Source organism: Streptomyces sp. NPDC055955 (genome assembly GCF_042270245.1).
Classification (GTDB): Bacteria; Actinomycetota; Actinomycetes; order Streptomycetales; family Streptomycetaceae; genus Streptomyces.
In genome coordinates this window covers 19,599-40,619 of the sequence record NZ_JBHJYS010000018.1, presented here as the reverse complement: position 1 = coordinate 40,619, position 21,021 = coordinate 19,599, and the positions used below count along the sequence as shown (strand labels likewise).

General features: G+C 71.0%; 23 protein-coding genes. 10 read left to right on the top strand and 13 right to left on the bottom strand.

Going from position 1 to position 21,021, the window contains the following annotated elements:
* Positions 1 to 1,041, top strand: coding sequence for a helix-turn-helix transcriptional regulator (locus ACFC96_RS30740; RefSeq protein ID WP_376258104.1), 1,041 nt, complete (start codon positions 1 to 3; stop codon positions 1,039 to 1,041).
* Positions 1,042 to 1,122: 81 nt separating this feature from the next.
* Here the strand turns inward: ACFC96_RS30740 and ACFC96_RS30735 are convergent, their stop codons facing one another.
* Together ACFC96_RS30735 and ACFC96_RS30730 are read right to left on the bottom strand one after the other, a co-directional pair.
* Complete coding sequence (locus ACFC96_RS30735) at positions 1,123 to 2,085, bottom strand: zinc-binding dehydrogenase (protein WP_376258102.1); 963 nt, start codon at positions 2,083 to 2,085, stop codon at positions 1,123 to 1,125.
* A gap of 123 nt (positions 2,086 to 2,208) precedes the next feature.
* Complete coding sequence (locus ACFC96_RS30730; RefSeq protein ID WP_266560207.1) at positions 2,209 to 3,453, bottom strand: NADP-dependent malic enzyme; 1,245 nt, start codon at positions 3,451 to 3,453, stop codon at positions 2,209 to 2,211.
* 581 nt (positions 3,454 to 4,034) lie between these two features.
* Between ACFC96_RS30730 and ACFC96_RS30725 the strand changes: the two genes are divergently transcribed.
* The 3 genes from ACFC96_RS30725 to ACFC96_RS30715 are packed head-to-tail and all read left to right on the top strand — an operon-like array spanning position 4,035 to position 6,748.
* Positions 4,035 to 4,997: an ABC transporter substrate-binding protein gene (locus ACFC96_RS30725; RefSeq protein WP_376258100.1), complete on the top strand. Its 963-nt coding sequence runs from the start codon at positions 4,035 to 4,037 to the stop codon at positions 4,995 to 4,997.
* 42 nt (positions 4,998 to 5,039) lie between these two features.
* Entirely contained in the window at positions 5,040 to 5,981 is a 942-nt protein-coding gene (locus ACFC96_RS30720; protein ID WP_376258098.1) for an amino acid ABC transporter permease, read from the top strand.
* Positions 5,982 to 5,995: 14 nt separating this feature from the next.
* Complete coding sequence (locus ACFC96_RS30715) at positions 5,996 to 6,748, top strand: amino acid ABC transporter ATP-binding protein (RefSeq protein ID WP_376258323.1); 753 nt, start codon at positions 5,996 to 5,998, stop codon at positions 6,746 to 6,748.
* A 70-nt stretch (positions 6,749 to 6,818) separates the two neighbouring features.
* On the opposite strand, the gene ACFC96_RS30710 is transcribed toward ACFC96_RS30715, so the two are convergent.
* Positions 6,819 to 7,592: a methyltransferase domain-containing protein gene (locus ACFC96_RS30710; protein WP_376615157.1), complete on the bottom strand. Its 774-nt coding sequence runs from the start codon at positions 7,590 to 7,592 to the stop codon at positions 6,819 to 6,821.
* Positions 7,593 to 7,683: 91 nt separating this feature from the next.
* Between ACFC96_RS30710 and ACFC96_RS30705 the strand changes: the two genes are divergently transcribed.
* Complete coding sequence (locus ACFC96_RS30705; RefSeq protein ID WP_266674049.1) at positions 7,684 to 8,313, top strand: CGNR zinc finger domain-containing protein; 630 nt, start codon at positions 7,684 to 7,686, stop codon at positions 8,311 to 8,313.
* Here ACFC96_RS30705 and sodX read toward each other — a convergent pair.
* Positions 8,217 to 8,660, bottom strand: coding sequence for a nickel-type superoxide dismutase maturation protease (gene sodX, locus ACFC96_RS30700; RefSeq protein WP_376615155.1), 444 nt, complete (start codon positions 8,658 to 8,660; stop codon positions 8,217 to 8,219). The genes ACFC96_RS30705 and sodX overlap by 97 nt on opposite strands.
* Before the next feature lie 165 nt (positions 8,661 to 8,825).
* On the opposite strand from sodX, the gene sodN reads away from it, so the two are divergent.
* The gene (gene sodN, locus ACFC96_RS30695) at positions 8,826 to 9,221 is read left to right on the top strand and encodes a superoxide dismutase, Ni (protein ID WP_100595918.1); all 396 of its coding nucleotides are present in this window, start codon (positions 8,826 to 8,828) and stop codon (positions 9,219 to 9,221) included.
* Positions 9,222 to 9,312: 91 nt separating this feature from the next.
* Entirely contained in the window at positions 9,313 to 10,146 is an 834-nt protein-coding gene (locus tag ACFC96_RS30690) for a hypothetical protein (protein WP_376258092.1), read from the top strand.
* 451 nt (positions 10,147 to 10,597) lie between these two features.
* Here the strand turns inward: ACFC96_RS30690 and ACFC96_RS30685 are convergent, their stop codons facing one another.
* The 6 genes from ACFC96_RS30685 to ACFC96_RS30660 all read right to left on the bottom strand — a co-directional run bounded on the left by ACFC96_RS30685 (position 10,598) and on the right by ACFC96_RS30660 (position 15,644).
* A complete protein-coding gene (locus tag ACFC96_RS30685) occupies positions 10,598 to 11,137 on the bottom strand; it encodes a hypothetical protein (protein WP_376615153.1) in 540 nt (179 codons plus the stop codon).
* Positions 11,138 to 11,162: 25 nt separating this feature from the next.
* A complete protein-coding gene (locus ACFC96_RS30680) occupies positions 11,163 to 12,608 on the bottom strand; it encodes an MFS transporter (protein WP_376615152.1) in 1,446 nt (481 codons plus the stop codon).
* Between the two features lie 298 nt (positions 12,609 to 12,906).
* Positions 12,907 to 13,245 (bottom strand): DUF952 domain-containing protein, encoded by a 339-nt coding sequence (locus ACFC96_RS30675; protein WP_376258086.1) that lies wholly within the window; start codon positions 13,243 to 13,245, stop codon positions 12,907 to 12,909.
* Positions 13,246 to 13,307: 62 nt separating this feature from the next.
* A complete protein-coding gene (locus ACFC96_RS30670; RefSeq protein ID WP_376615150.1) occupies positions 13,308 to 14,534 on the bottom strand; it encodes an RNA polymerase sigma factor in 1,227 nt (408 codons plus the stop codon).
* The gene (locus ACFC96_RS30665) at positions 14,528 to 14,944 is read right to left on the bottom strand and encodes a YciI family protein (protein WP_376258082.1); all 417 of its coding nucleotides are present in this window, start codon (positions 14,942 to 14,944) and stop codon (positions 14,528 to 14,530) included. The genes ACFC96_RS30670 and ACFC96_RS30665 overlap by 7 nt, the downstream gene beginning before the upstream one ends.
* Before the next feature lie 100 nt (positions 14,945 to 15,044).
* Positions 15,045 to 15,644 carry a dihydrofolate reductase family protein gene (locus ACFC96_RS30660; RefSeq protein WP_376615148.1) on the bottom strand — a complete coding sequence of 200 codons (600 nt, stop codon included), beginning with the start codon at positions 15,642 to 15,644 and terminating at the stop codon, positions 15,045 to 15,047.
* 174 nt (positions 15,645 to 15,818) lie between these two features.
* Here ACFC96_RS30660 and ACFC96_RS30655 point away from each other — a divergent pair, with 174 nt between their 5' ends.
* The gene (locus ACFC96_RS30655; RefSeq protein ID WP_376258078.1) at positions 15,819 to 16,424 is read left to right on the top strand and encodes a TetR/AcrR family transcriptional regulator; all 606 of its coding nucleotides are present in this window, start codon (positions 15,819 to 15,821) and stop codon (positions 16,422 to 16,424) included.
* Between the two features lie 10 nt (positions 16,425 to 16,434).
* Here the strand turns inward: ACFC96_RS30655 and ACFC96_RS30650 are convergent, their stop codons facing one another.
* The 3 genes from ACFC96_RS30650 to ACFC96_RS30640 all read right to left on the bottom strand — a co-directional run bounded on the left by ACFC96_RS30650 (position 16,435) and on the right by ACFC96_RS30640 (position 19,752).
* Positions 16,435 to 17,046 (bottom strand): GNAT family N-acetyltransferase, encoded by a 612-nt coding sequence (locus ACFC96_RS30650; RefSeq protein ID WP_376615146.1) that lies wholly within the window; start codon positions 17,044 to 17,046, stop codon positions 16,435 to 16,437.
* A gap of 184 nt (positions 17,047 to 17,230) precedes the next feature.
* Positions 17,231 to 18,274, bottom strand: a complete 1,044-nt coding sequence (locus tag ACFC96_RS30645) for a family 2 encapsulin nanocompartment cargo protein polyprenyl transferase (RefSeq protein ID WP_376615144.1) — start codon at positions 18,272 to 18,274, stop codon at positions 17,231 to 17,233.
* 71 nt (positions 18,275 to 18,345) lie between these two features.
* Positions 18,346 to 19,752, bottom strand: coding sequence for a family 2B encapsulin nanocompartment shell protein (locus ACFC96_RS30640; protein WP_376615142.1), 1,407 nt, complete (start codon positions 19,750 to 19,752; stop codon positions 18,346 to 18,348).
* A gap of 211 nt (positions 19,753 to 19,963) precedes the next feature.
* On the opposite strand from ACFC96_RS30640, the gene ACFC96_RS30635 reads away from it, so the two are divergent.
* Together ACFC96_RS30635 and ACFC96_RS30630 are read left to right on the top strand one after the other, a co-directional pair.
* On the top strand, positions 19,964 to 20,197 hold the full coding sequence (locus tag ACFC96_RS30635) for a hypothetical protein (protein ID WP_376258072.1): 234 nt from the start codon (positions 19,964 to 19,966) through the stop codon (positions 20,195 to 20,197).
* 206 nt (positions 20,198 to 20,403) lie between these two features.
* Positions 20,404 to 20,994 carry an N-acetylmuramoyl-L-alanine amidase gene (locus tag ACFC96_RS30630; RefSeq protein ID WP_376258070.1) on the top strand — a complete coding sequence of 197 codons (591 nt, stop codon included), beginning with the start codon at positions 20,404 to 20,406 and terminating at the stop codon, positions 20,992 to 20,994.
* Positions 20,995 to 21,021: the final 27 nt, after the last annotated feature.

The following is a 21,021-nucleotide window of genomic DNA, read 5'->3' as shown; positions in this document are numbered from 1 at the left end:
ATGCCCCCCGTCTTCGCCCACGGCCGCCTGCGCCTGTACCTCCTGAAGCTGCTCGACGAGGCCCCGCGCCACGGGTACGAGGTGATCCGGCTCCTGGAGGAGCGCTTCCAGGGCCTGTACGCGCCCTCGGCGGGCACGGTGTACCCGCGCCTGGCGAAGCTGGAGGCCGAAGGGCTGGTCACGCACACCACGGAGGGCGGCAGAAAGGTCTACGCGATCACCGACGCGGGCCGCGCCGAGCTGGCCGACCGCAGCGGTGAACTGGCCGACCTGGAGCTGGAGATCCGCGAGTCCGTGGCAGAGCTCGCCGCCGAGATCCGGGACGACGTACGGGGCGCGGCGGGCGATCTGCGCCGCGAGATGCGGGCGGCCGCCTCGGAGGCGAGGAACGGGTCGGGGACGACCACGCGCAAGAGCGAGCGGCCGGGCCCGTTCGGCGACTTCCAGGACTTCGGGGACAAGGAGGCGTGGCGCGCGGCCAAGGAGGAGCTGCGCCGCGCCCGGCAGGAGTGGAAGGAGCAGGCGCGGCGCGCGAAGGACGAGAGCCGCCGGGCCCGCGAGGAGGCCCAGCGGGCGCGCCGGCAGGCCAAGGAGGCGCAGGAGCAGGCGCGCGAGCAGGCGCAGGAGCAGGTCCAGCGGATGGCGAAGCGGGTGCAGGACCAGGTCCAGGACCACTTCGCGCAGGGCGACTGGCCCACGGGGGTCCGGGAGGGCCTGACCGAACTGGCCAAGGAGTTCGGCGACTTCGGCAAACACTTCGGCAAGGAGGCGGGCGGCGCGGCCCGTTCGGACGACGCCGGGCCCGAGGTGCGGGTCACCCACGGCGACATCCCCGCGGAGTATCTGCCGTCGTGGAGCCGCGAGGACTCGACCGGCGACCCGGCCCGTGATCTGGACCGTCTCCTCGACCGCTTCCGCGACGACATCCGCGACACGGCCAGGGACCACGGGGTGACGGAGGAGCAACTCCGCGAGGCCCGGCACCGGTTGTCGGAGGCGGCGGCGCACATCGGGGCGTCCCTGCGGACGCCCAAGGGCTGACCGCGCGGCGGCCGGGGAGGGTCGAGGGGCGCCGCCTCTCGACCCTCCCGGGTCCGCAAGGTCGGGCAGGACCCAGCAAGGTCAGACCGTCAGCACGATCTTGCCGAACTGGCCGCCGGCCTCCATCCGCTCGAAGCCCTCCCGGGCACGGTCCAGCGGAAGGGTCTCGTCGATCACGGGGCGCACGCCGGTGGCCGCGCAGAACGACAGCAGGTCCTCCAGCTCGTCCTTCGAACCCATCGTCGAGCCGACGATCTTCAGCTCCAGGAAGAAGACGCGGGTCAGCTCGGCGTGCGAGGGACGGTCGCCGCTGGTGGCACCGGAGATGACGACCGTGCCGCCGGGCCTGAGGGACTTGATGGAGTGGGACCAGGTGGCCGCGCCGACCGTCTCGATGACGGCGTCCACACGCTGCGGCAGGCGCGCGCCCGACTCGACGGCCTCGACGGCGCCGAGCTCCAGGGCGCGCTTGCGCTTGGCCTCGTCGCGGCTGGTCGCGAAGACCTTGAGGCCGGCCGCCTTGCCGAGGACGATCGCGGCGGTGGCGACCCCGCCGCCGGCGCCCTGCACGAGTACGGAGTCGCCGGGCCGGACACCGGCGTTGGTGAACAGCATCCGGTACGCCGTCAGCCACGCGGTGGGCAGACAGGCCGCCTCCTCGAAGCTGAGTTCCTTCGGCTTGGGCAGGACGTTCCACTCGGGCACGGTCACCTGCTCGGCGAAGGTGCCCTGGTACTTCTCGGTGAGGATGGACCGGCCCTCCCGGGGCCCGACCCCGTAACCGGTCTGGCCGATCACGGAGTGCAGGACGACCTCGTTGCCGTCCTGGTCGATCCCGGCGGCGTCGCAGCCGAGGATCATCGGGAGCTTGTCCTCACCGAGTCCGACCCCGCGCAGGGACCACAGGTCGTGGTGATTGAGGGAGGCGGCCTTGACGTTCACGGTCGTCCAGCCGGGGCGGGCCTCGGGGGCCGGGCGATCCCCCAACTCAAGGCCGTTCAGCGGCTGGTCACGGTCGATTCGGGCGGCGTAGGCAGCGAACATGACCTTGACCCTAGGTCCGCCGGGTGCCGTGCGGAACACCGTAGGGCTGTGACACGCGCCGCGCCCCGTGCCCCACGGAGTCGATCCGTGGCGCACGGGGCGCGGTCGGGGTCTGCGGCGTGGTCAGCGTCGGGCGACGCCCTCGGCGCGCGCGGCGGCGGCGACGGCAGCGGTCACCGCGGGAGCGACCCGCTCGTCGAACGGCGAGGGGATCACGTACCCGGCGTCCAGGTCGTCACCGACCACGTCGGCGAGCGCGTCCGCGGCCGCGATCTTCATGCCCTCGGTGATCCGCGACGCCCGCACCTGGAGCGCACCGGCGAAGATGCCGGGGAAGGCGAGGACGTTGTTGATCTGGTTCGGGTAGTCGGAGCGCCCCGTCGCGACGACCGCCGCGTACTTGTGGGCCACGTCCGGGTGAACCTCGGGGTTCGGGTTGGCCATCGCGAAGACGAAGGCGCCGGGCGCCATCGACGCGACCGCGGGCTCCGGGACCGTACCGCCGGAGACGCCGATGAAGACGTCCGCGCCGGCGAGCGCGGTCTCGAGCGAACCCGTGATGTTGGCCTTGTTGGTGAGTTCGGCCAGCTCGCGCTTGACGTCCGTGAGGTCGTCGCGGTCCCGGCTGACGATGCCCTTGCGGTCCGCGACCGCCACGTCGCCGAGCCCCGCCTCGAGGAGGAACTTGGCGATGGCGACACCGGCCGCGCCGGCGCCCGAGATCACGGCGCGCAGCTCGCCGAGCGTGCGCCCGCTGAGCTTGGCCGCGTTCTTCAGCGCCGCCAGCGTGACCACGGCGGTGCCGTGCTGGTCGTCGTGGAAGACCGGGATGTCGAGCCGCTCCTGGAGCCTGCGCTCGATCTCGAAGCAGCGCGGCGCCGAGATGTCCTCGAGGTTCACACCGCCGAACGAGGGAGCGAGGCGGACGACGGTCTCGATGATCTCGTCCGTGTCGGTCGTGCCGAGCGCGATCGGCACCGCGTCGACGCCGCCGAACTGCTTGAACAGGATCGCTTTGCCCTCCATCACGGGGAGGGACGCCTCGGGACCGATGTCCCCGAGGCCGAGCACCGCGGTGCCGTCGGTGACGACGGCCACGACGGACGACTTCCACGTGTAGTCGTGGACGAGCTCGGGATTCTCCGCGATCGCGGAGCAGACCTTCGCGACGCCCGGCGTGTACGCCAGGGACAGGTCGTCCTTGTCACGCACCGGCACGGTGGCCTGCACGGCCATTTTGCCGCCGCGGTGCAGTGCGAAGGCCGGATCGAAGGGCTCTTCGGTGCTTTCGTTGCCGGTATGCGCCGGGCCCGCACTGGCCTGGCCGGAACCGGCGTCGCTGCGAGGATTGACGATCTCCGCTGCCACTTGTATGACCCCTTAAGTCTTAATCATCAGTTGAGGGTGGGTCCGCTCCTGGTTGAGGAACGGGCGGGCACCGCGTATGACCCACATGTCGGGTGTCTTGCACTCGTACGGGTCGGTACGCGATGGGCGCGCCGCACGCGCGCCCTGAGCCCCGGATGAGGGGTGTAAAGAACCTTCTTACCTGACGGACGCCATCCTGGACGAGTCCATTTGTGATCGATCACAGCGCGGTGACATGACTCATAGCCGAGGATCCGGATATTAGGGGCCGGACCTCAAGTCGACCTCAAAGCCGACGGAGCGTCGCTCACATGGTGAGACGCATGCCGTGGGGCCGCAGATCTTCCGGCCTGACGGCGCTGTGGCCGCAGATATTCGCCCACCCGTCGGTGCGATGTACCGACCTGTCGGGGTCCGGGAGCGGTACGGGGGTAACCCGTTATCCGATTTTGACATAGGAGGGGCCCTGAATGGCCCGGTCCGAATGGCAAGATGCCGTAATCACACGAGGTCGCGACACTCGAAGATGTGTGCCGGATCTCTGCATCGGCTACTCCCTCACCCTGCCGGAGGAACCAGAAATGACCGCAAGCACCACCCGCCGTTCGACCGCTGCGAAGTCCGCGAAGTCCCGGATTGCCGTGGTCGGCGCGATCGCGGTCGCCGGCACTCTGCTGCTGTCCGGCTGCGGTGACCAGACCAAGGACAAGAGCGCCCCCGCCGACTCCACCAAGAGCGCCCCGCTCGCGAGCAAGCTCCCCAAGGAGATCCGCGACAAGGGCGTCATCACGGTCGGTTCGGACATCGCGTACGCGCCGGTCGAGTTCAAGGACAAGTCCGGCAACACGGCGGGCATCGACCCCGACCTCGCGGCCGCCATGGGCAAGCAGCTCGGCGTGAAGTTCGAGTTCCAGAACGGCACGTTCGACACTCTCATCACCGGTCTGCGCTCCAAGCGCTACGACATCGCGATGTCGGCGATGACGGACACCAAGGACCGGCAGAACGGTGTCGACTCCGACACCGGCAAGAAGGTCGGCGAGGGAGTCGACTTCGTGGACTACTTCAACGCGGGCGTCTCGATCTACACGCCGAAGGGCAAGACCCAGGGCATCAAGACCTGGAGCGACCTGTGCGGCAAGAAGGTCGTCGTCCAGCGCGGCACGGTCTCGCACGACCTGGCCAAGGCCGAGGCGAAGAAGTGCCCGGCCGGCAAGAAGCTCTCCATCGAGGCCTTCGACAACGACCAGCAGGCCCAGACCCGACTGCGCTCGGGCGGCGCGGACGCCGGCTCCTCCGACTTCCCGGTCGCCGCGTACGCGGTGAAGACCTCGGGCGGCGGCAAGGACTTCGAGATCGTCGGTGACCAGGTCGAGGCCGCCCCGTACGGCATCGCGGTCGCCAAGGGCAACACCCAGCTGCGGGACGCCCTGAACGCGGCGCTCGACGCCGTCATCAAGAACGGCGAGTACGAGAAGATCATCGCGAAGTGGGGCGTCGAGGCTGGCGCCGTCAAGGAAGCCACCGTCAACGGCGGCAAGTGACCGCGTCCCTCTCGTCACCCAGCCGTTTGAAAGGCAACACCCGTGTCTGTTGACATCGACAAGACGGACGGGCCCGAGGACGTCCCGCCGCCCAAGGCGGGACCCGAGGCCATCAGGGCCATCCCCGTCCGGCACTACGGCCGCTATGTGGCCGCGGTCGTCGCGATCGCCGTCCTCGCCGCGATCGTCTACGCGTTCGCCCAGGGCAAGATCAACTGGGGCGCGGTCCCGGACTACTTCTTCGACGACCGCATCCTCAAGGGCGTCGGCCAGACCCTGCTCCTGACCGCGATCTCCATGATCATCGGCGTGGCCGGCGGCATCCTGCTCGCCGTGATGCGCCTGTCGCGCAACCCGGTGACGTCGTCGATCGCCTGGTTCTACATCTGGTTCTTCCGCGGTACGCCGGTCCTGGTCCAGCTGTTCGTCTGGTTCAACCTGGGCCTGGTCTTCGAGTACATCAACCTCGGTCCGATCTACAAGGACTACTGGTCCTCGTTCATGACGCCGTTCCTGACGGCGCTCCTCGGACTCGGCCTGAACGAGGCCGCGTACATGGCGGAGATCTGCCGCGCCGGCCTGCTCTCGGTCGACGAGGGCCAGACGGAGGCCTCGCACGCCCTCGGCATGAGCCACACCAAGACCCTGCGCCGGATCGTGATCCCGCAGGCGATGCGGGTGATCGTGCCGCCCACGGGCAACGAGGTCATCAACATGCTGAAGACGACCTCGCTGGTGTCGGCGGTCCAGTACTACGAGCTCCTGCGCTACGCCCAGGACATCGGCCAGACCTCCGGTTCCCCGGTGGAAATGCTCTTCCTCGCCGCCGCCTGGTACCTGATCATGACGTCGATCCTCAGCGTCGGCCAGTACTACCTGGAGCGGTACTACGCCCGCGGCTCCAGCCGCACGCTTCCTCCGACGCCGTTCCAGAAGATCCGGGCCAACCTGCTGTCGCTCGGCCGGCCGAAGGGAGCCGCGTGATGACCACCAACGCCATGGTCAAGTCCGAGGGCGTCCACAAGTCCTTCGGCAACGTCGAGGTCCTCAAGGGCATCGACCTGGAGGTCAAGGAGGGCGAGGTCTTCTGCCTCATCGGCCCCTCCGGCTCCGGCAAGTCGACGTTCCTGCGCTGCATCAACCACCTGGAGAAGATCAACGCCGGGCGGCTGTACGTCGACGGCGAGCTGGTCGGCTACCGGCAGAAGGGCGACAAGCTCTACGAGCTGAAGGACAGCGAGGTCGCGCTCAAGCGCCGGGACATCGGCATGGTGTTCCAGCGCTTCAACCTCTTCCCGCACCTGACGGCCGTCGAGAACGTCATGGAGGCGCCGGTCCAGGTCAAGCGCCAGTCCCGGGCGCAGGCGCGGCAGCGGGCCAACGAGCTCCTGGAGCGCGTGGGCCTCGCCGACAAGGCGGGGAACTACCCCTCGCAGCTGTCCGGCGGCCAGCAGCAGCGCGTCGCCATCGCCCGGGCCCTCGCCATGGACCCGAAGCTGATGCTCTTCGACGAGCCGACGTCGGCCCTCGACCCCGAGCTCGTCGGTGACGTCCTCGACGTGATGCGTGACCTCGCCGAGTCCGGCATGACGATGATCGTCGTGACGCACGAGATGGGCTTCGCGCGCGAGGTCGGCGACAGCCTCGTCTTCATGGACGGCGGCGTGGTCGTCGAGTCGGGCCACCCGCGCGACGTCCTGACGAACCCGCAGCACGAGCGCACCCAGTCCTTCCTGTCGAAGGTGCTGTAACTGCGCGTACGCAGAAGGAGGGGGCGGTACGGACCTGGTGTCCGCACCGCCCCCTCCCGTATGCGCGGGGCTACTTGACCGCGAGCACCAGTGCGTCCGAGGGCGAGCGCCACACGGGGCGGGCCTCGGCGAATCCGGCGGCGCGCAGGGTGCGGGCGTGCCAGTCGGCCGACGGGGTCTCGCCGTCGGCGTGCTCCCCGTAGATCTCGAAGCGCTTCGCGGTGGGTCCGGCGAGCACCGGGTCCTTGGCGGCGAGGGCCCACCACTCGGCCCAGTCGAGCGCGCCGGTGGCCTTGGCGCGGTCCATCTGCGCGTGGCGGTGGGCGCGTTCGGCGGCGTTGATCCGGGGCGTGGTGTCGTCGATCATGTGGTCGGCGTTCATGAAGACACCGCCGTCGCGGACGAGGCCGGCGATCTGTCCGTAGAGGGTGGCGAGCGGTTCGTTGTGCAGCCAGTGCAGGGCGGTGGCGGTGAGGACGGCGTCGTACGAGGTGTGCGGCAGGCGCGCGGCCCAGTGCGGGTCCTTGAGGTCGGCGGTCACGAAGGTGACGCGGTCGTCGCCCGCGAAGGTCCCCTCGGCGATGGCGAGCAGCGCGGGGTCGAGGTCGACGCCGACACTGGTGGCTCCGGGGAACCTCTTCAGGAGCCGGTCCGTAATACTTCCCGTACCGCACGCGAGGTCGAGCACGCGCGGCGTGGGCCCGGCGAAGGCCTCCACCATGTCGAGCATGACCCGCAGCCGCTCCTCGCGGTCGGGCATGTACCACTCCTGCTGCCGGTCCCAGCTGTCCTGCCAGGCGCGCCAGTCGGCGGTGACTCCGGTGGTCTCCGTAGATCCCGTCATCGAGAACCCTCCCGTACGTAATACCCTCGAAGCAAGAGCAGCTATTACTCCCGTCACTGACGAAGATAGACCGCCCCGGTAAGGACTACAAGTGGAACTGGCCTATTACTCGGACTACGCCGTACGTCTGGTCAACAGCGAGGAGCCGGGGCGTGGCAAGGACTCCCTGACCACGGTCGAGGCGGTGCGCGACCTCTTCGGCGCGAACCGGTCGGCGGCCCGGCGCGCCACCGACGCCGACCTGACCCGCTTCCGCGGCGTACGGGCGCGCCTGCGCTCGGTGTTCGAGGCGGCGGACGGCGGCGACGAGACGCTCGCGGTCGACCTGCTGAACTCGCTCCTCCTGGAGTTCCCGGTGAGCCCGCAGATCTCCGGGCACGACCACCGGGACGACGACGACCGCCCGTTGTGGCACATGCACCTCGCGGACCACCCGTCGAACGCGACAGCGGGATACGCGGCGATCGCCGCGATGGGCCTCGCCTTCCACCTCACGGAGTACGGCGTGGACCGCCTCGGTCTGTGCGAGGCGTCGCCGTGCCGCAACGCCTACCTGGACACGTCGACGAACCGCTCCCGGCGTTACTGCTCGGACCGCTGCGCGACCCGCGCCAACGTCGCCGCCTACCGCGCCCGCAAGCGCGCCGAGGCGGACCGGTCGGACAGCACGGGGCGCAGCGCCGAGAAGGCCCACGAGGCCACGGCGGCCACGGACCGCTGACGCTCGCCCTCCACCCACGGCTTGCGGCGGCGAAGGCGCCCGCGCACCTTGGCGAGCACGAGGTCGTCGGGCACCGCCCCGTACACCTCGCTGTCGCCGCCCGCGTCGGGGTTGTCGCCGAGCACCCACCAACCCCCGTCCCGCCGCGCGGAGATCCGCTTCACCACGAGCAGATCCTGCTGGAACGGGTGCCGCAGGACGACCACGTCGCCCGGCCGTACCCGGGCTCCGTGCTGCACGAGCATCCAGTCACCGGGATACAGCGTGGGCACCATGGACGGCCCGTCCACCTCGATGATTTGAAACGGCACCCTGGCCTCCCGCGTCTCCGTCGCCGTCTCAGGCATCAGACATCCTCCCCGGTTCCGCCCGCCGGTCCCGCGGTCCCATCCTCCACCAGTCCCGGTCTCGCCCTGGACTTTTGTCCTAAGCCCATGGGGGCACCCGAGAAAACCCGTCTGCCACGGAGTAATGTCCCACCTGAGAAGACGATCACGAGGAAGGACTGCTACATGCTTTCCCGCCTGTTTGCCCCCAAGGTGAAGGCCAGCGCGCACTGCGACCTGCCGTGCGGCGTGTACGACCCGGCCCAGGCCCGCATCGAGGCGGAGTCGGTCAAGGCCGTCCAGGAAAAGATGGCCGGCAACGACGACCCGCAGTTCCAGACGCGCGCCATCGTCATCAAGGAGCAGCGCGCCGAGCTCGCGAAGCACCACGTGTCGGTGCTGTGGAGCGACTACTTCAAGCCCCCGCACTTCGAGAAGTACCCGGAGCTCAGCCAGCTGGTCAACGACACCCTGAAGGCCCTCTCGGCCGCCAAGGCGTCGAGCGACCCGGCGACGGGCCAGAAGGCTCTGGACTACATCGCCCAGATCGACAAGATCTTCTGGGAGACGAAGAAGGCCTGACGCCTTCCGGTCACCTGTGCGACAGCACCCGGCATCCGCGCGGAGCCGGGTGCTGTCGGCGTCTTCGGCCCGCTCGGGTAGCGTCGCCCGAATGGACCACTCGCGCCCCCGCATCCTCTACGTCACCGATCTCGCGTACCCGGCCCGTGGCCGCCGGTACTGCGACGAGGACATAGCCCTCTCGGCGCGGCTGCGCGAGGACTTCGACGTGGCGCTGTGCCATCCGCTGGACGCCGCCGCGCTGATGGACGGCTTCGACGCGGTCGTCGTGCGCAACAGCGGGCCCGTGCTGCACTACCAGGCCGCCTACGACGCGTTCCGTGAGCAGGCGCTCGCGCGCGGGGTACGGGTCTACAACGCCCTGTCCGGGAAGGCCGACATGGCGGGCAAGGGCTATCTGCTCGACCTGACCACCGCCGGATTTCCCGTCATCCCGACGGTCGCCCGCGCGGCCGATCTCCCGCTGCTGCCCGAGGCGGACGAGTACGTGGTCAAGCCGCTGCTCGGCGCCGACTCCATCGGTCTTGAGTTCGTCGGCCGCGAGGCGCTGCCCGGCCTGGAGTTCGACGGCATCCTCGTCCAGCCGCGGATCCGCTTCCGGTACGAGGTGTCGTTCTACTTCGTCGACCGCACTCTCCAGTACGCCCTGTACGCGCCCCGGCCGCAGGAGCGGTGGGTCCTCGAACCGTACGAACCCACCGACGCGGACCGGGAGTTCGCGCAGAAGTTCGTCGACTGGAACACCATCGGTCACGGCATCCAGCGCGTCGACGCGTGCCGCACGCCGGAGGGCGAACTGCTCCTGGTCGAGCTGGAGGACCTCAATCCGTATCTGTCCCTGGACCTGGTCGACGCGGGCACGCGGGACGCGTTCGTGGCGGCGATGGCGGACTCGCTGCGGGGGCTCCTGGCCGACGAGGCCTGAGGAGGACGGCCGGCTTAAGCGGAGCTTGTCCTTCTCGCGAGCGCCCAGGCGCCGGTGGAAGCGGATCACCCCGTCGTTCCGGACCGGCGTCCGCCACTGGATCCCGGCGATCCCGAGCGCGCGGGCCTACGCGGCCACGGCGTCCACAATGAGCGGTCCGAGGCCGAGTCCGCGGTGGCCGGGGCGGAGGTACAGACAGTCCATGTGGAGGTACTCGCACCCGTCCCAGGTGGAGATCGCCGGCACGCAGGTCGCGCAGTCGGCGAGTGTGCCGGCGGCGACTCCGCGACCAGGCGGGGCCTGGCGGTGGTGAACAGGAGCGTGTGGAGGCGGTCGACGAGGCCGGGCGCCGGCGGGTCCGCCTTCTCGTACGCGGCGTGTTCCGCGGCGAGCAGGACGGCTCCGGGCAGGTCGCCGGGGCGGGCGTGCCGCACACGCACCCGTGCGCCGGTCAGCGGACGTCCTCCTTCGTGACGTCCGCGGACCAGGCGGCGAGGCGGTCCGCGAGAGGGCCTGCGCCGTCGAGGACGTGGCGGGTGAACGCGGTGCGCTCGTGGGCGAGTACGGCCGCCTCCCAGACGCAGGGGGCGAGGCCGGTACGGCCGGGCCGCAGCAGCTCCGGGTGGCCCGCGGGTGCGGTGAAGACGGCGAGGTCGGACATGTGGCCCTCGATCCAGGTGTGGACGAGGACGTAGTCCCCGTCTCCCCCGGCGTGCAGCAGGACCACGGCGAGTCCGAGCGAGCCCCGGACGGCGCCGAGCCTCAGGTGGGCGTCGACGAGCGGCATGACCGCGGCGACGTCCCGCTCCGTCACCGCGCGCCCCGGCGCCTCGACGGCGTACGTCTTGACCAGGTGACCGCCGTGCTCACCGCTGCCCAACGGGCGTACGGCACGCGCGTGGTGGCCGTCGGCGAGGGCGAGGAGCGCGCCCTGGTCGACGGCCACCGGGAGGGCCGGCGCCGCGGCTGTGTTCTCCGTGTGGTCGGACATGGCCCCATCATGCAGGGCCGGAAGGTCAGGCGTCCGTCCTGTCGCGCGGTCGCCGGGGCGCGAGGAACAGCGCGGCGAGCGCCGAACCCGCCGCCACCAGGAGGGAGTTGACGAGTACGGCCGTGGAGACTCCGGACAGGACCGCGTCCGGACCGCTCGCTGTGCCCATGCGGGCCGTGGCGATCGCGCTCATCACCGGGATGCCCAGGGTGATGCCGACCTGCTGCGTCATGGTCGCGAGGCCGGTGGCGAGGCCCTGCTCCTCGTCGGGCAGCCCGGACGTGGCCGTCACCATGAAGCCGACGATCACCAGCATGTTGCCGACGCCCCCGACGAACGTGGCCGCGAGGAGCAGCCAGATCCAGGCCCCCGAGGTGCCGAGCGCCACCAGGGCGAGCGTGGCGGCGGCCTGGACGGCGCCCCCGGCGACGATCGTCGTCCGGTTGCCGAGGCGCCCCACGGCGCGGCCGCCGAGTGTGCCGCCGGCCACGGTGCCGAGCCCGAGGACGCCGAAGGCGAGCCCGGTCGCGAGCGGCGAGTAGCCGAGGACTTCCTGGAGGTAGAGCGTGAGCAGGAAGACGAGGGACGTCTCGGTGACGAAGGCGACGAGCCCGGCCGCGTTGCCCCAGATCACCGTGCGCCGCTTGAGGATGTGGAGCGGGACGAGGGGCGCGGCGGCCCGCTCCTCGACGAACCGGAAAGCGACGAGGAGCGCGGCTCCGGAAAGGAGCGCGGCCAGGGTCGCGGGGTCGCCCCAGCCGGTCTCGCCGGCCTGCGTGAGCCCGTGGACGAGGAGCAGGAGTCCGCCGGTGACGGTCGCGGCGCCCGGTACGTCGAGGCGCGGGCGGCGGTCCGGGCGCGAGTCGGTGATGACGGACGGGGCGAGGGCGAGGACGAGGGCCGCGACGGGGACGTTGACGAAGAAGGCCCAGCGCCAGGAGAGGAGGTCGGTGAGGAGCCCGCCGAGGATGGCGCCCGCGGTGAACCCGGCGGACATCAGGGCGCCGTTGAGGCCGAGGGCGCGTTCGCGCAGGGGCCCCTCCTTGAAGGCGGTGGTCAGGAGGGCGAGTCCGGCAGGGGTGACGGCCGCGGTCGCGAGTCCCTGCAACACCCGCGCCACCAGCAGCATTTCGGGCGAGGTGGCGAGGCCGCCGAGGAGGGAGGAGGCGCCGAGGACCGCCATGCCGGCGAGGAACAGCCGCTTGCGGCCGAAGAGGTCGGCCACGCGGCCGAAGAGGAGCGTGAACCCGGCGGCGGCGAGCGCGAACGCCGTGGCGATCCACTGGAGACGGGAGAGCGGGAAGCCGAGCCCCTCGCCGACGACGGGCAGCGCGACGTTCAGGATCGAGAAGTCCACGGCGATCATGAACTGGGCGCCGAGAAGGAGCGTGAGGACGAGCTTCTGGCGGGCCGTCATGCGCGGGGACGGTGCGACGGCCGGGGCGGGGGCGGTCTGTGCGGGCGCCGACATGGGGCACTCCTTAAATGGTTCTGCGTTCCCGTTAAGGCACGCCAAACGTAGCAGAGTGGAGAGCCTTAAGGGAACTACAGTCCCGTTACGTAGTGGCGAGCGCCTCGCGCATGTTGTCCCGCACCGCCTCCCGGCCCCGCCGCACCGACTCGTACGCGGACCTGTGGCGCGCGAGGTCGGCCCGCTGCTCCTCGGACAGCACGGACCACCACACCCCGGCCGTGTTGTGCCCGCGCCTGCACTCGACGTACCCCCGGATCCGAACGCCCGTCCGACTGAGGGGCGGACGGTGGGGACCTCAGCGGACCCGCCCGCCGTCCCAGTGCCGCACCTCGGTGACGGCCTCGACCGGCAACGGCCCGTAGATGTGCGGGAATTCGTCGGCACCCGGCTCCGGCGCCTCGAACCTGACCGGCACGGGCACCCGCTCGCTGTCGATGACCAGCACCACCAGCTCGTCGGGCCCGTCGTACGCGCCGTACAGGAAGTCGGCGACCCTCCGCAGCTGGTGCGCCAGCGAGCAGTGGATGAAGCCCTCCTCGGCGAGGGTCTTGCCACGCGTGGACATCTCGTACGCGCCGGACGCGCGGGCCGCGTCCCACAGGGAGCGCTCGGTGATGTGCAGGAGTTCGGTCATGCGCACCAACCTACGAGCTGATCGCTCGGGCCGGTACCGCCCCTCGGCCGCCCCGGCCCGCCTCAGCCGAGCCGGGCCGCACGCAGCTGGAGATAACGCTGCTCCGGGCGGCTGAGCGTGCCACCCGCCGCCTCCTGATAGGCCGCCCGCGCGGCGTCGCGGTCCCCGGCCAGCTCCAGGAGGTGGCCCCGGACGGCGGCGAGCCGGTGGTGCCCGCCGAGGGCGTCCGCCAGCTTGTCCGTCTCCGTCAGGCCCGCCTCGGGGCCGTGCACCATGGCGACGGCGACGGCCCGGCCGAGCGCGGCCATCGCCTCCCCCTCGGGCACGGCCCGCACGAGCAGGTCGTAGAGGGCGAGGATCTGCGGCCAGTCGGTGTCCTCGGCGCTCGCCGCCTCGTCGTGCAACGCGGCGATGGCCGCCTGGAGTTGATACGGACCGGCCGGTCCGCGCGGGAGGGCGAGGGTGACCAGTGCGACGCCTTCGTCGATCGCCGCGCGGTCCCACAGGGTGCGGTCCTGTTCGTCGAGGCGCACCAGTTCACCCGCCGCGTCGGTGCGGGCGGCGCGGCGCGCGTCGGTCAGCAGCATGAGAGCGAGCAGCCCCGCGACCTCGCTGTCGCCCGGCAGCAGCGCCCGCACGGCCCGGGTCAGCCGAATCGCCTCGCGGGCCAGGTCGGCGCGCTGCAACCGGGGTCCCGACGTGGCCGTGTACCCCTCGTTGAAGATCAGGTAGAGGACCTGGAGCACGGCGGGCAGCCGCTCGCGCCAGTCCTCGGGCAGACGGAAGCGCACTCCTCGTACGCGCTGCTTGGCGCGGCTGATGCGCTGCGCCATGGTCGGCTCGGGGACCAGGTGGGCGCGGGCGATCTCGGCGGTCGTGAGGCCGCCGACGGCGCGCAGGGTGAGGGCGACCTGGGCGGCGGGGGTCAGGTCGGGGTGGCAGCACAGGTGGAGCAGGGTGAGGGTGTCGTCCTCGGAGGGGGCACGGCTCTCGCCGGGCGGCGGGGCCGTGAACGCGTCGCGCGGGGTGAGCGCGGCGTCCGCCTCCTCGCGCCTGCGCCGCGCTTCGTCACTGCGCAGAGTGTCGGCGAGGCGGCGCGAGGCGACCTTGATGAGCCAGCCGCGCGGATTGTCGGGCACCCCGGCGTCGGGCCACTGGCGCGCGGCGGCGAGCAGCGCCTCCTGCACGGCGTCCTCGGCGGCGTCGAAGTGTCCGTAGCGGCGCACCAGCGCGCCGAGGACCTGCGGCGCGTGGCGGCGCAGCAGGTCCTCGGTCGACGCGGTCAGCAAAGGTCGCCGCCGCTGTCCAGGATGGGGCGGATCACGACGGGGCGGACGGGTGCGCCCGCGGGGGCGGGGCACGCGGCCACGCGCTCGGCGATCTCGGTGACCCGGTCGAGGCTCTCGCACTCGAGGATCCAGAAGCCGGCGAGCAGCTCCTTCGTCTCCCCATAAGGGCCGTCGCTGATGACGGGCCGCCCCTGAGCGTCCGGCGTGACGAAGCGGGTCTTCGCAGGTTCCGCCAGACCTTCGCCGGCGAGCATCTCGCCGGTCTCGGCGAGGTCGTCGTTGATCTTCTGCATGTGGGCGAACATCGTCTGGATGTCCTTCTCGCCCCAGGCCGGATTGCCCTCGGACGCCTTGCCCGCCATGGCCTCGTAGTCCAGCTGGGTGCCCGTCACCATCATCAGGTACTTCATGGCTCTGCGCTCCTTCGGCCAAGCCCCCGCCGGGCGCGGGCGGCTTCACTGGAGACGTCGGAGCGGCAGCAGCGTTCTCGACACCGCCCGGAGAAAAATTCTAGCCGGGCAGCCCCTGCCTCTTCCTGCCGTACGTCCGCACGATCACGCCGTTGCCGAACGTCCGGTTCTCCTCCAGGGCGAACTCGCCGATCGCGAAGCCGGACCCGAACATCGGCATGCCCGAGCCGAACACCAGCGGGTACGTCTTGATCACCAGCTCGTCCACCTCGTCGGCGAGCACACCGGCGAGTGTCGCGCCGCCGCACAGCCAGATGCCGAACTCGCTGTCTTCCGCCTTCAGTTCGCGGATCTTGCCGACGACGTCATCGGCGACGATCTCCACGTTCGGGTCGGGGGACTTCTCGATCGAGCGCGCCGCGACGTACTCGCGCAGATGCCCGTACGGGCTGGTCAGACCGGCGTCGAGGCCGACCTGGTAGCTGGCCCGGCCCTGGATGACGGTGTCGAAGCGCTTGTTGGCCAGGTGCTCCAGACCGAGGATCCGCCGGCCCTCGGCCGAGATGGTCTCGGGGTACTCGGTCGTGAGGAACTCGAGGAACTCCTCGTCCACGAAGGGCATGAAGGCGTTCGCGTCTCCGTCGGGACCGCCGATGAAACCGTCGATCGACACGGCGACGAAGTACGTGAGCTTGCGCAAGTGGGTCTCTTTCCGCAGGTGACAGGGGTGTTCGAGTGGACCGCCGGACGGGTTTCCCGCCGTGCCCCCGCTCGAACGACTACAGTTATAGTGCTTCACTTGTAGTGGTTACAAGGGGATTCGGGAATCCGGTTCGGCGGGCTCTTCGGATCTCCGGCCGGAAGGAGCGCACAGATGGCACGGAACGCGGAGCGCAGGGTGGCCCTGGTGAACGCCGCGGTGGAGGTGCTCGCCGCCGAGGGCGCGCGCGGCCTGACCTTCCGCGCGGTGGACGCGGCGGCAGCCGTCCCCACGGGCACGTCGTCGAACTACTTCTCCAGCCGGGACGACCTGCTGCACCAGATCGACACATGGCTGCACGAGCGGCTGGCCCCGGACCCGGCGGTCGTCGCGGACCTCCTCCAGCGGCCGCGGGACCGCGAACTGGTCGCCGCGTTCATGCACGATCTGCTGAGCCGCGCCCAGCGCGACCGTACGGGCTATCTGGCCATGATGGAGATGCGCCTCGAGGCGGGGCGCAGGCCCGAACTGCGGGCGTCCCTCATGAAGTCGCTCCGCGCCGACCTGGACTTCGGGATCTCGTTCCACACCGGGTCCGGGCTCCCCGGCGGCGCGGAGACGGTGACCGTGCTCTACCTCGCCGCGCTGGGACTCATCCTGGAACACCTCACCATGCCGGGGATGCTGGACGGCGCCGTGCCCGGCGTGAGCGTCCCCGAGGGGCTCATGGACCGGATCGTCCGCACGATCGTGCCGCAGGAGCAGCCGCCCGCACCCTGACAGCCGGGGCTCAACTCACCTGCGGGTCCCGCCACATGGGCCACATCGTCGGCCCGTCCGGCAGCGCGATCCCGCTGCCGGTGCACACGAAGCCGAGCCGCTCGTACAGCACACGGCTACGGTCGCTGCTCGCCTCCAGATACGACGCCACACCCTCGCGGTCGCAGCGGTCGAGGACCGGCTCCATCAGCGCGGTGCCGAGGCCCTGGCCCTGCCGCGCCGGGTCCACGGCGATCATCCACAGGTACTCGTGCGCGCGCTCGCGCGGGTGGATCCCGGCGGTCAACCGGCCGATCTCCTCGACTCGTCCGTTGTCCGGGTCCACGGCGGCGCGCAGCTGCGCAGGACCGTCGTCACCCTCGTCCGGGCCGCCCGTCCCGTGCGGCCGGGCGGGCACCGACAGCCAGAGCGCGGCCGCGGCGCCGTCCTCGGTGAGGTCGACATACCCCTCGCTCAGCGAGATGTCGATGAAGGCCGCCATGAGTCCGGCGTGCCTGCGGCGACGGTGCGCCAGGCCGGGGAAGACCCAGCCGCTCACCGGGTCGTCCATGAACGCCTCGTCGAGCAGCCGCACCAGGTCCGCCCGATCGCCCTCCGTGGCCCTCCGGATCGCCACGCCCATGGCCCCGCCCCCCTCACGTCGCGGCCCGCCTCAACGGGCCGTGTCCCTGCGCCGGTCGGCCGCCACGCGCCGGCCCGCTGCAGCCTAGGCGATCGGTTCCGCACACGGGTACGGGCCCCGCGCTCCTCCCGGAGCGCGGGGCCCGCCGTCACGTCAACTCCCCTTCCCTGCCGATGGATCCCCCCTAGTGGCTGCGCCGCGTCACGAACTCCGCCAGCGACAGCAGTCCGTCCGCGGCCTCCGGCACCGGGACCGCCCTGGACAGCTGGTGCACCGCCCGGGACATTCGGTCCGCCGCGTGCAGCTGCGCCCAGTCGCGCCCCCCGGCGCGCTCGACGACCAGCGCCATGGCCTCCAGCTCCCCCTCCTTCGGCGGGCCGTCCTGCGGTCCCACCACCCCGTAGAGAGCGGCCAGTTCACCGGCTTCGGGCGTGCCCGAGGCCAGCGCCGCCACCACCGGCAGCGACTTCTTGCGCACCGCGAGATCGGCGCCCGCCGCCTTGCCCGTACGGGCCGGATCCCCCCAGATCCCTATGACGTCGTCGATCAGCTGGAACGCGAGCCCGGCCTGTCTGCCGAACCCGTCGAGGGCCGCGACCTCCTCCTCTTCGGCCCCCGCGTACAACCCGCCGACCGCGCAGGCGCAGCCGAGCAGCGCGCCCGTCTTCGCCTCCGCCATGACGAGGCACTCGTCCAGCGTGACCCTGTCCGGTTCGCGCCTCTCCAGGGCGACATCGGCGACCTGGCCCTCGCACAGCTCCATCACGCAGGCCGCGATCCGGGCCGCCGCCGGCCGGGCCGCCGGATGCGGGTCCTCGGCGAGCAGCCGCTGCGCGAGCGCCTGGAGCGCGTCGCCGGCCAGGATCGCGTCGGCCTCCCCGAAGACGGTCCACGCGGTCGGCCGGTGCCTGCGCGTGGTGTCCCGGTCCATGACGTCGTCGTGCAGGAGCGTGAAGTTGTGGACGAGTTCCACGGCCGCCGCCGCCCGTACCGCGAGCTCCGCAGCGCCCCCCAGCGCCCGTACCGCGGCGAGGACGAGCGCCGGCCTGATGGCCTTGCCCGCGTGCCCCGCGGCCGCGGTGCCGTCCGCCTGCTCCCACCCGAAGTGGTAACGCGCGATGCGGCGCAGCGACGCGGGCAGGGTCTCCACCGCCCTGCGCAGCTCCGGGTCGACCTGGGCCCTGGCCTGCGCTAGGATCACCGCCGCTTCCTGACCGTCCGCCGCCATCTCTGCGTCCCGTCCGCCCGGCCCCCCTTGCTGCTGCGGCGCTATGGACTGCTTCGTCTGCGTCCCGAGCTTCAACGCCACCTGCCGATCTCGACGTTCTCCAGGACACCGAGCGCGTCCGGCACGAGCACCGCCGCCGAGTAGTACGTCGTCACCAGGTACGAGATGATCGCCTGCTCGCTGATGCCCATGAACCGCACCGACAGGCTCGGCTCGATCTCGTCCGGGATGCCCGCCTGCTGAAGGCCGATGACGCCCTGCTCCTCCTCGCCGGTACGCATGCAGATGATCGACGTCGTGCGCGCGTCGGACACGGGGATCTTGTTGCTCGGGAAGATCGGCACCCCGCGCCAGGTCGGGATGCGGTTGCCCCCGACGTCGATGGACTCCGGGACGAGTCCCCGCTTGTTGCACTCGCGCCCGAACGCGGCGATGGCCCGCGGGTGGGCGAGGAACAGCTTCGATCCCCGGCGGCGGCTGAGCAGCTCGTCCATGTCGTCCGGACTGGGCACACCGTCGTGCGGCTGGAGCCGCTGCTCGTACTCGCAGTTGTTGAGCAGACCGAACTCCCTGTTGTTGATGAGCTCGTGCTCCTGGCGCTCCTTCAACGCCTCGACAGTGAGCCGGAGCTGATGCTCCGTCTGGTTCATCGGCTGGTTGTACAGGTCCGCCACGCGCGAGTGGATGCGCAGGACCGTCTGGGCGACGCTCAGCTCGTACTCGCGGGGCGCCGCGTCGTAGTCGACGTACGTACCCGGGAGCACCGCCTCGCCGACGTGGCCGGCGGAGACGTCGATCTGCTTCTCGCCGAACTTGTTCGCCCGCTGCTCCGGGATGGACCGCAGCGTTCCCAGGTGCCCGGCGAGGCTCTCGGAGCGCTCCGCGACCTGCTCCAGGTCCTGGCGGGGCAGCGCGAGCACGGTGCACGCGGTCACGGCGCGCGCCGTGTACTCCCAGATGGCCTCCGGGTCGAGCAGCGCCTGCTCGCCGAAGTACGCCCCGTCGGCCAGGACCCCGAGGACCGCGTCGTCCCCGTAGGGGCCGGTACCGATCTTCTCGACCCTGCCGTGGGCCAGCAGGAACACCTCGTCCGCGGGGCTGCCGAACGAGACGAGCAGCTCACCGGGCGCGTACTCGCGCTGCCGGCACCGCACCGCGAGCTCCTCGAGCACCTCCTGGTCCCCGTAGTCCCGCAGCACCGGCAGTTCGCCGAGCTCCGCGGGGATGACCCGCACCTGGTCTCCGGTCTTCACGAACGTGACGCGTCCGTCGCCGACCGAGTAGCTGAGCCGCCGGTTCACCCGGTACGTGCCACCCTGCACATTCACCCAGGGCAGCATCCGCAGCAGCCACCGGGAGCTGATCTCCTGCATCTGTGGCGCGGACTTGGTGGTGGTGGCCAGATTCCGCGCGGCGGATGTGCCGAGACTCTGCTGCGGCCCGGCCTGCTCCGTGCGGACCTCTTCGCCTACCGACATGGGCTATGCCTCCCGATCAAGAACTGACCTGCGGCGACAACCCTTCCAGCACGCATCGTGGCCGCGCCATTACACAAACGAGCGGGGTTGGGTGAGGGTGGACGGGGCACGATGCCCGTTTTTCCGGGTAGGGAACTTCCTGACGTCGGAACTTCAAGATCCCGGCGGGCGTTCAACCGGTACACCGAGGCACCGAAGACGGGAGACGGCAATGACAGGCTTCCTGGACCGCGCCAAGGAGCAGGCGCAGCGAGGGCTCACGCAGGGCAAGCAGAAGCTGGACGAGGTGCAGGCGCAGCGGGCGGGCTCCGACCTCCTGAAGAAGCTGGGCGCCGCTTACTACGCGGAGCGGAAGGGCACCGGCACCCCCGAGGCGACCCAGGCCGCGATCGGAGCCCTGGAGCACCACGTCGCGGAACACGGGGACGGCTTCCTGCGGAGCTGAGGCCGCCGCACCGCCTCCCACCCGACTGCACGCAGGCACGCGGGCACGTACACCTGCACGCCGGCGCCCCCTGACCGGAACGGCCCTCGATGACCGGAACGGCTCGCACGCGATGCGAACAAGTAGTTCCGGTGGGCCGGTTCGGGTACAAGCGGCGTACGAGACGGACGCGCCCCGCTTCCGTCGCACCCGCGAAGGAGGCGGCCGTGGCCCCACCCATGTCCGCGAGCAGCTTTCTGGACGCCCTCAGGCACGAAGGCCTGACGGTGGTCGAGGTCGGCGACTGGAGACACCACAACCGCAACCACAAGGGCCCCTGGGGCCCGGTGAACGGCGTGATGATCCACCACACCGTGACATCGGGCAGCGAGCAGACCGTCGACCTCTGCCGGAAGGGGCACGCCGACCTGCCGGGCCCGCTGTGCCACGGCGTCATCACGAAGGACGGCCGCGTCCATCTCGTCGGCTACGGCCGGGCCAACCACGCGGGCCTCGGCGACGACGACGTGCTGCGGGCGGTCGTCGCGGAGAAGACGCTGCCCCACGACAACGAGGCGAACACGGACGGCAACCGCCACTTCTACGGCTTCGAGTGCGAGAACCTCGGCGACGGCGAGGACCCCTGGCCCGCCGCACAGCTGGAGGCCGTCGAGAGGGCGGCGGCCGCGGTGTGCCGCCATCACGGTTGGACGGAGCGCTCGGTGATCGGCCACCTCGAGTGGCAGCCGGGCAAGGTCGACCCGCGCGGCTTCACGATGGCCTCGATGCGGGGCCGCATCCGCGACCGGCTCAAGTAGCCGCCCTCCGCACGCGGCCCTCGTCGC

What these genes read in the sequence shown, in the direction of transcription:
- ACFC96_RS30680 (WP_376615152.1), bottom strand. Translation starts at nt 12,608, where the DNA reads ATGTCGGCGCCCGCACAGACCGCCCCCGCCCCGGCCGTCGCACCGTCC.
- ACFC96_RS30655 (WP_376258078.1), top strand. Translation starts at nt 15,819, where the DNA reads ATGGCACGGAACGCGGAGCGCAGGGTGGCCCTGGTGAACGCCGCGGTG.
- ACFC96_RS30635 (WP_376258072.1), top strand. Translation starts at nt 19,964, where the DNA reads ATGACAGGCTTCCTGGACCGCGCCAAGGAGCAGGCGCAGCGAGGGCTC.
- ACFC96_RS30685 (WP_376615153.1), bottom strand. Translation starts at nt 11,137, where the DNA reads ATGTCCGACCACACGGAGAACACAGCCGCGGCGCCGGCCCTCCCGGTG.
- ACFC96_RS30710 (WP_376615157.1), bottom strand. Translation starts at nt 7,592, where the DNA reads ATGACGGGATCTACGGAGACCACCGGAGTCACCGCCGACTGGCGCGCC.
- ACFC96_RS30725 (WP_376258100.1), top strand. Translation starts at nt 4,035, where the DNA reads ATGACCGCAAGCACCACCCGCCGTTCGACCGCTGCGAAGTCCGCGAAG.
- ACFC96_RS30640 (WP_376615142.1), bottom strand. Translation starts at nt 19,752, where the DNA reads ATGTCGGTAGGCGAAGAGGTCCGCACGGAGCAGGCCGGGCCGCAGCAG.
- ACFC96_RS30645 (WP_376615144.1), bottom strand. Translation starts at nt 18,274, where the DNA reads ATGGCGGCGGACGGTCAGGAAGCGGCGGTGATCCTAGCGCAGGCCAGG.
- ACFC96_RS30650 (WP_376615146.1), bottom strand. Translation starts at nt 17,046, where the DNA reads ATGGGCGTGGCGATCCGGAGGGCCACGGAGGGCGATCGGGCGGACCTG.
- ACFC96_RS30735 (WP_376258102.1), bottom strand. Translation starts at nt 2,085, where the DNA reads ATGTTCGCTGCCTACGCCGCCCGAATCGACCGTGACCAGCCGCTGAAC.
- sodN (WP_100595918.1), top strand. Translation starts at nt 8,826, where the DNA reads ATGCTTTCCCGCCTGTTTGCCCCCAAGGTGAAGGCCAGCGCGCACTGC.
- ACFC96_RS30740 (WP_376258104.1), top strand. Translation starts at nt 1, where the DNA reads ATGCCCCCCGTCTTCGCCCACGGCCGCCTGCGCCTGTACCTCCTGAAG.
- ACFC96_RS30675 (WP_376258086.1), bottom strand. Translation starts at nt 13,245, where the DNA reads ATGACCGAACTCCTGCACATCACCGAGCGCTCCCTGTGGGACGCGGCC.
- ACFC96_RS30665 (WP_376258082.1), bottom strand. Translation starts at nt 14,944, where the DNA reads ATGAAGTACCTGATGATGGTGACGGGCACCCAGCTGGACTACGAGGCC.
- sodX (WP_376615155.1), bottom strand. Translation starts at nt 8,660, where the DNA reads ATGCCTGAGACGGCGACGGAGACGCGGGAGGCCAGGGTGCCGTTTCAA.
- ACFC96_RS30715 (WP_376258323.1), top strand. Translation starts at nt 5,996, where the DNA reads ATGGTCAAGTCCGAGGGCGTCCACAAGTCCTTCGGCAACGTCGAGGTC.
- ACFC96_RS30690 (WP_376258092.1), top strand. Translation starts at nt 9,313, where the DNA reads ATGGACCACTCGCGCCCCCGCATCCTCTACGTCACCGATCTCGCGTAC.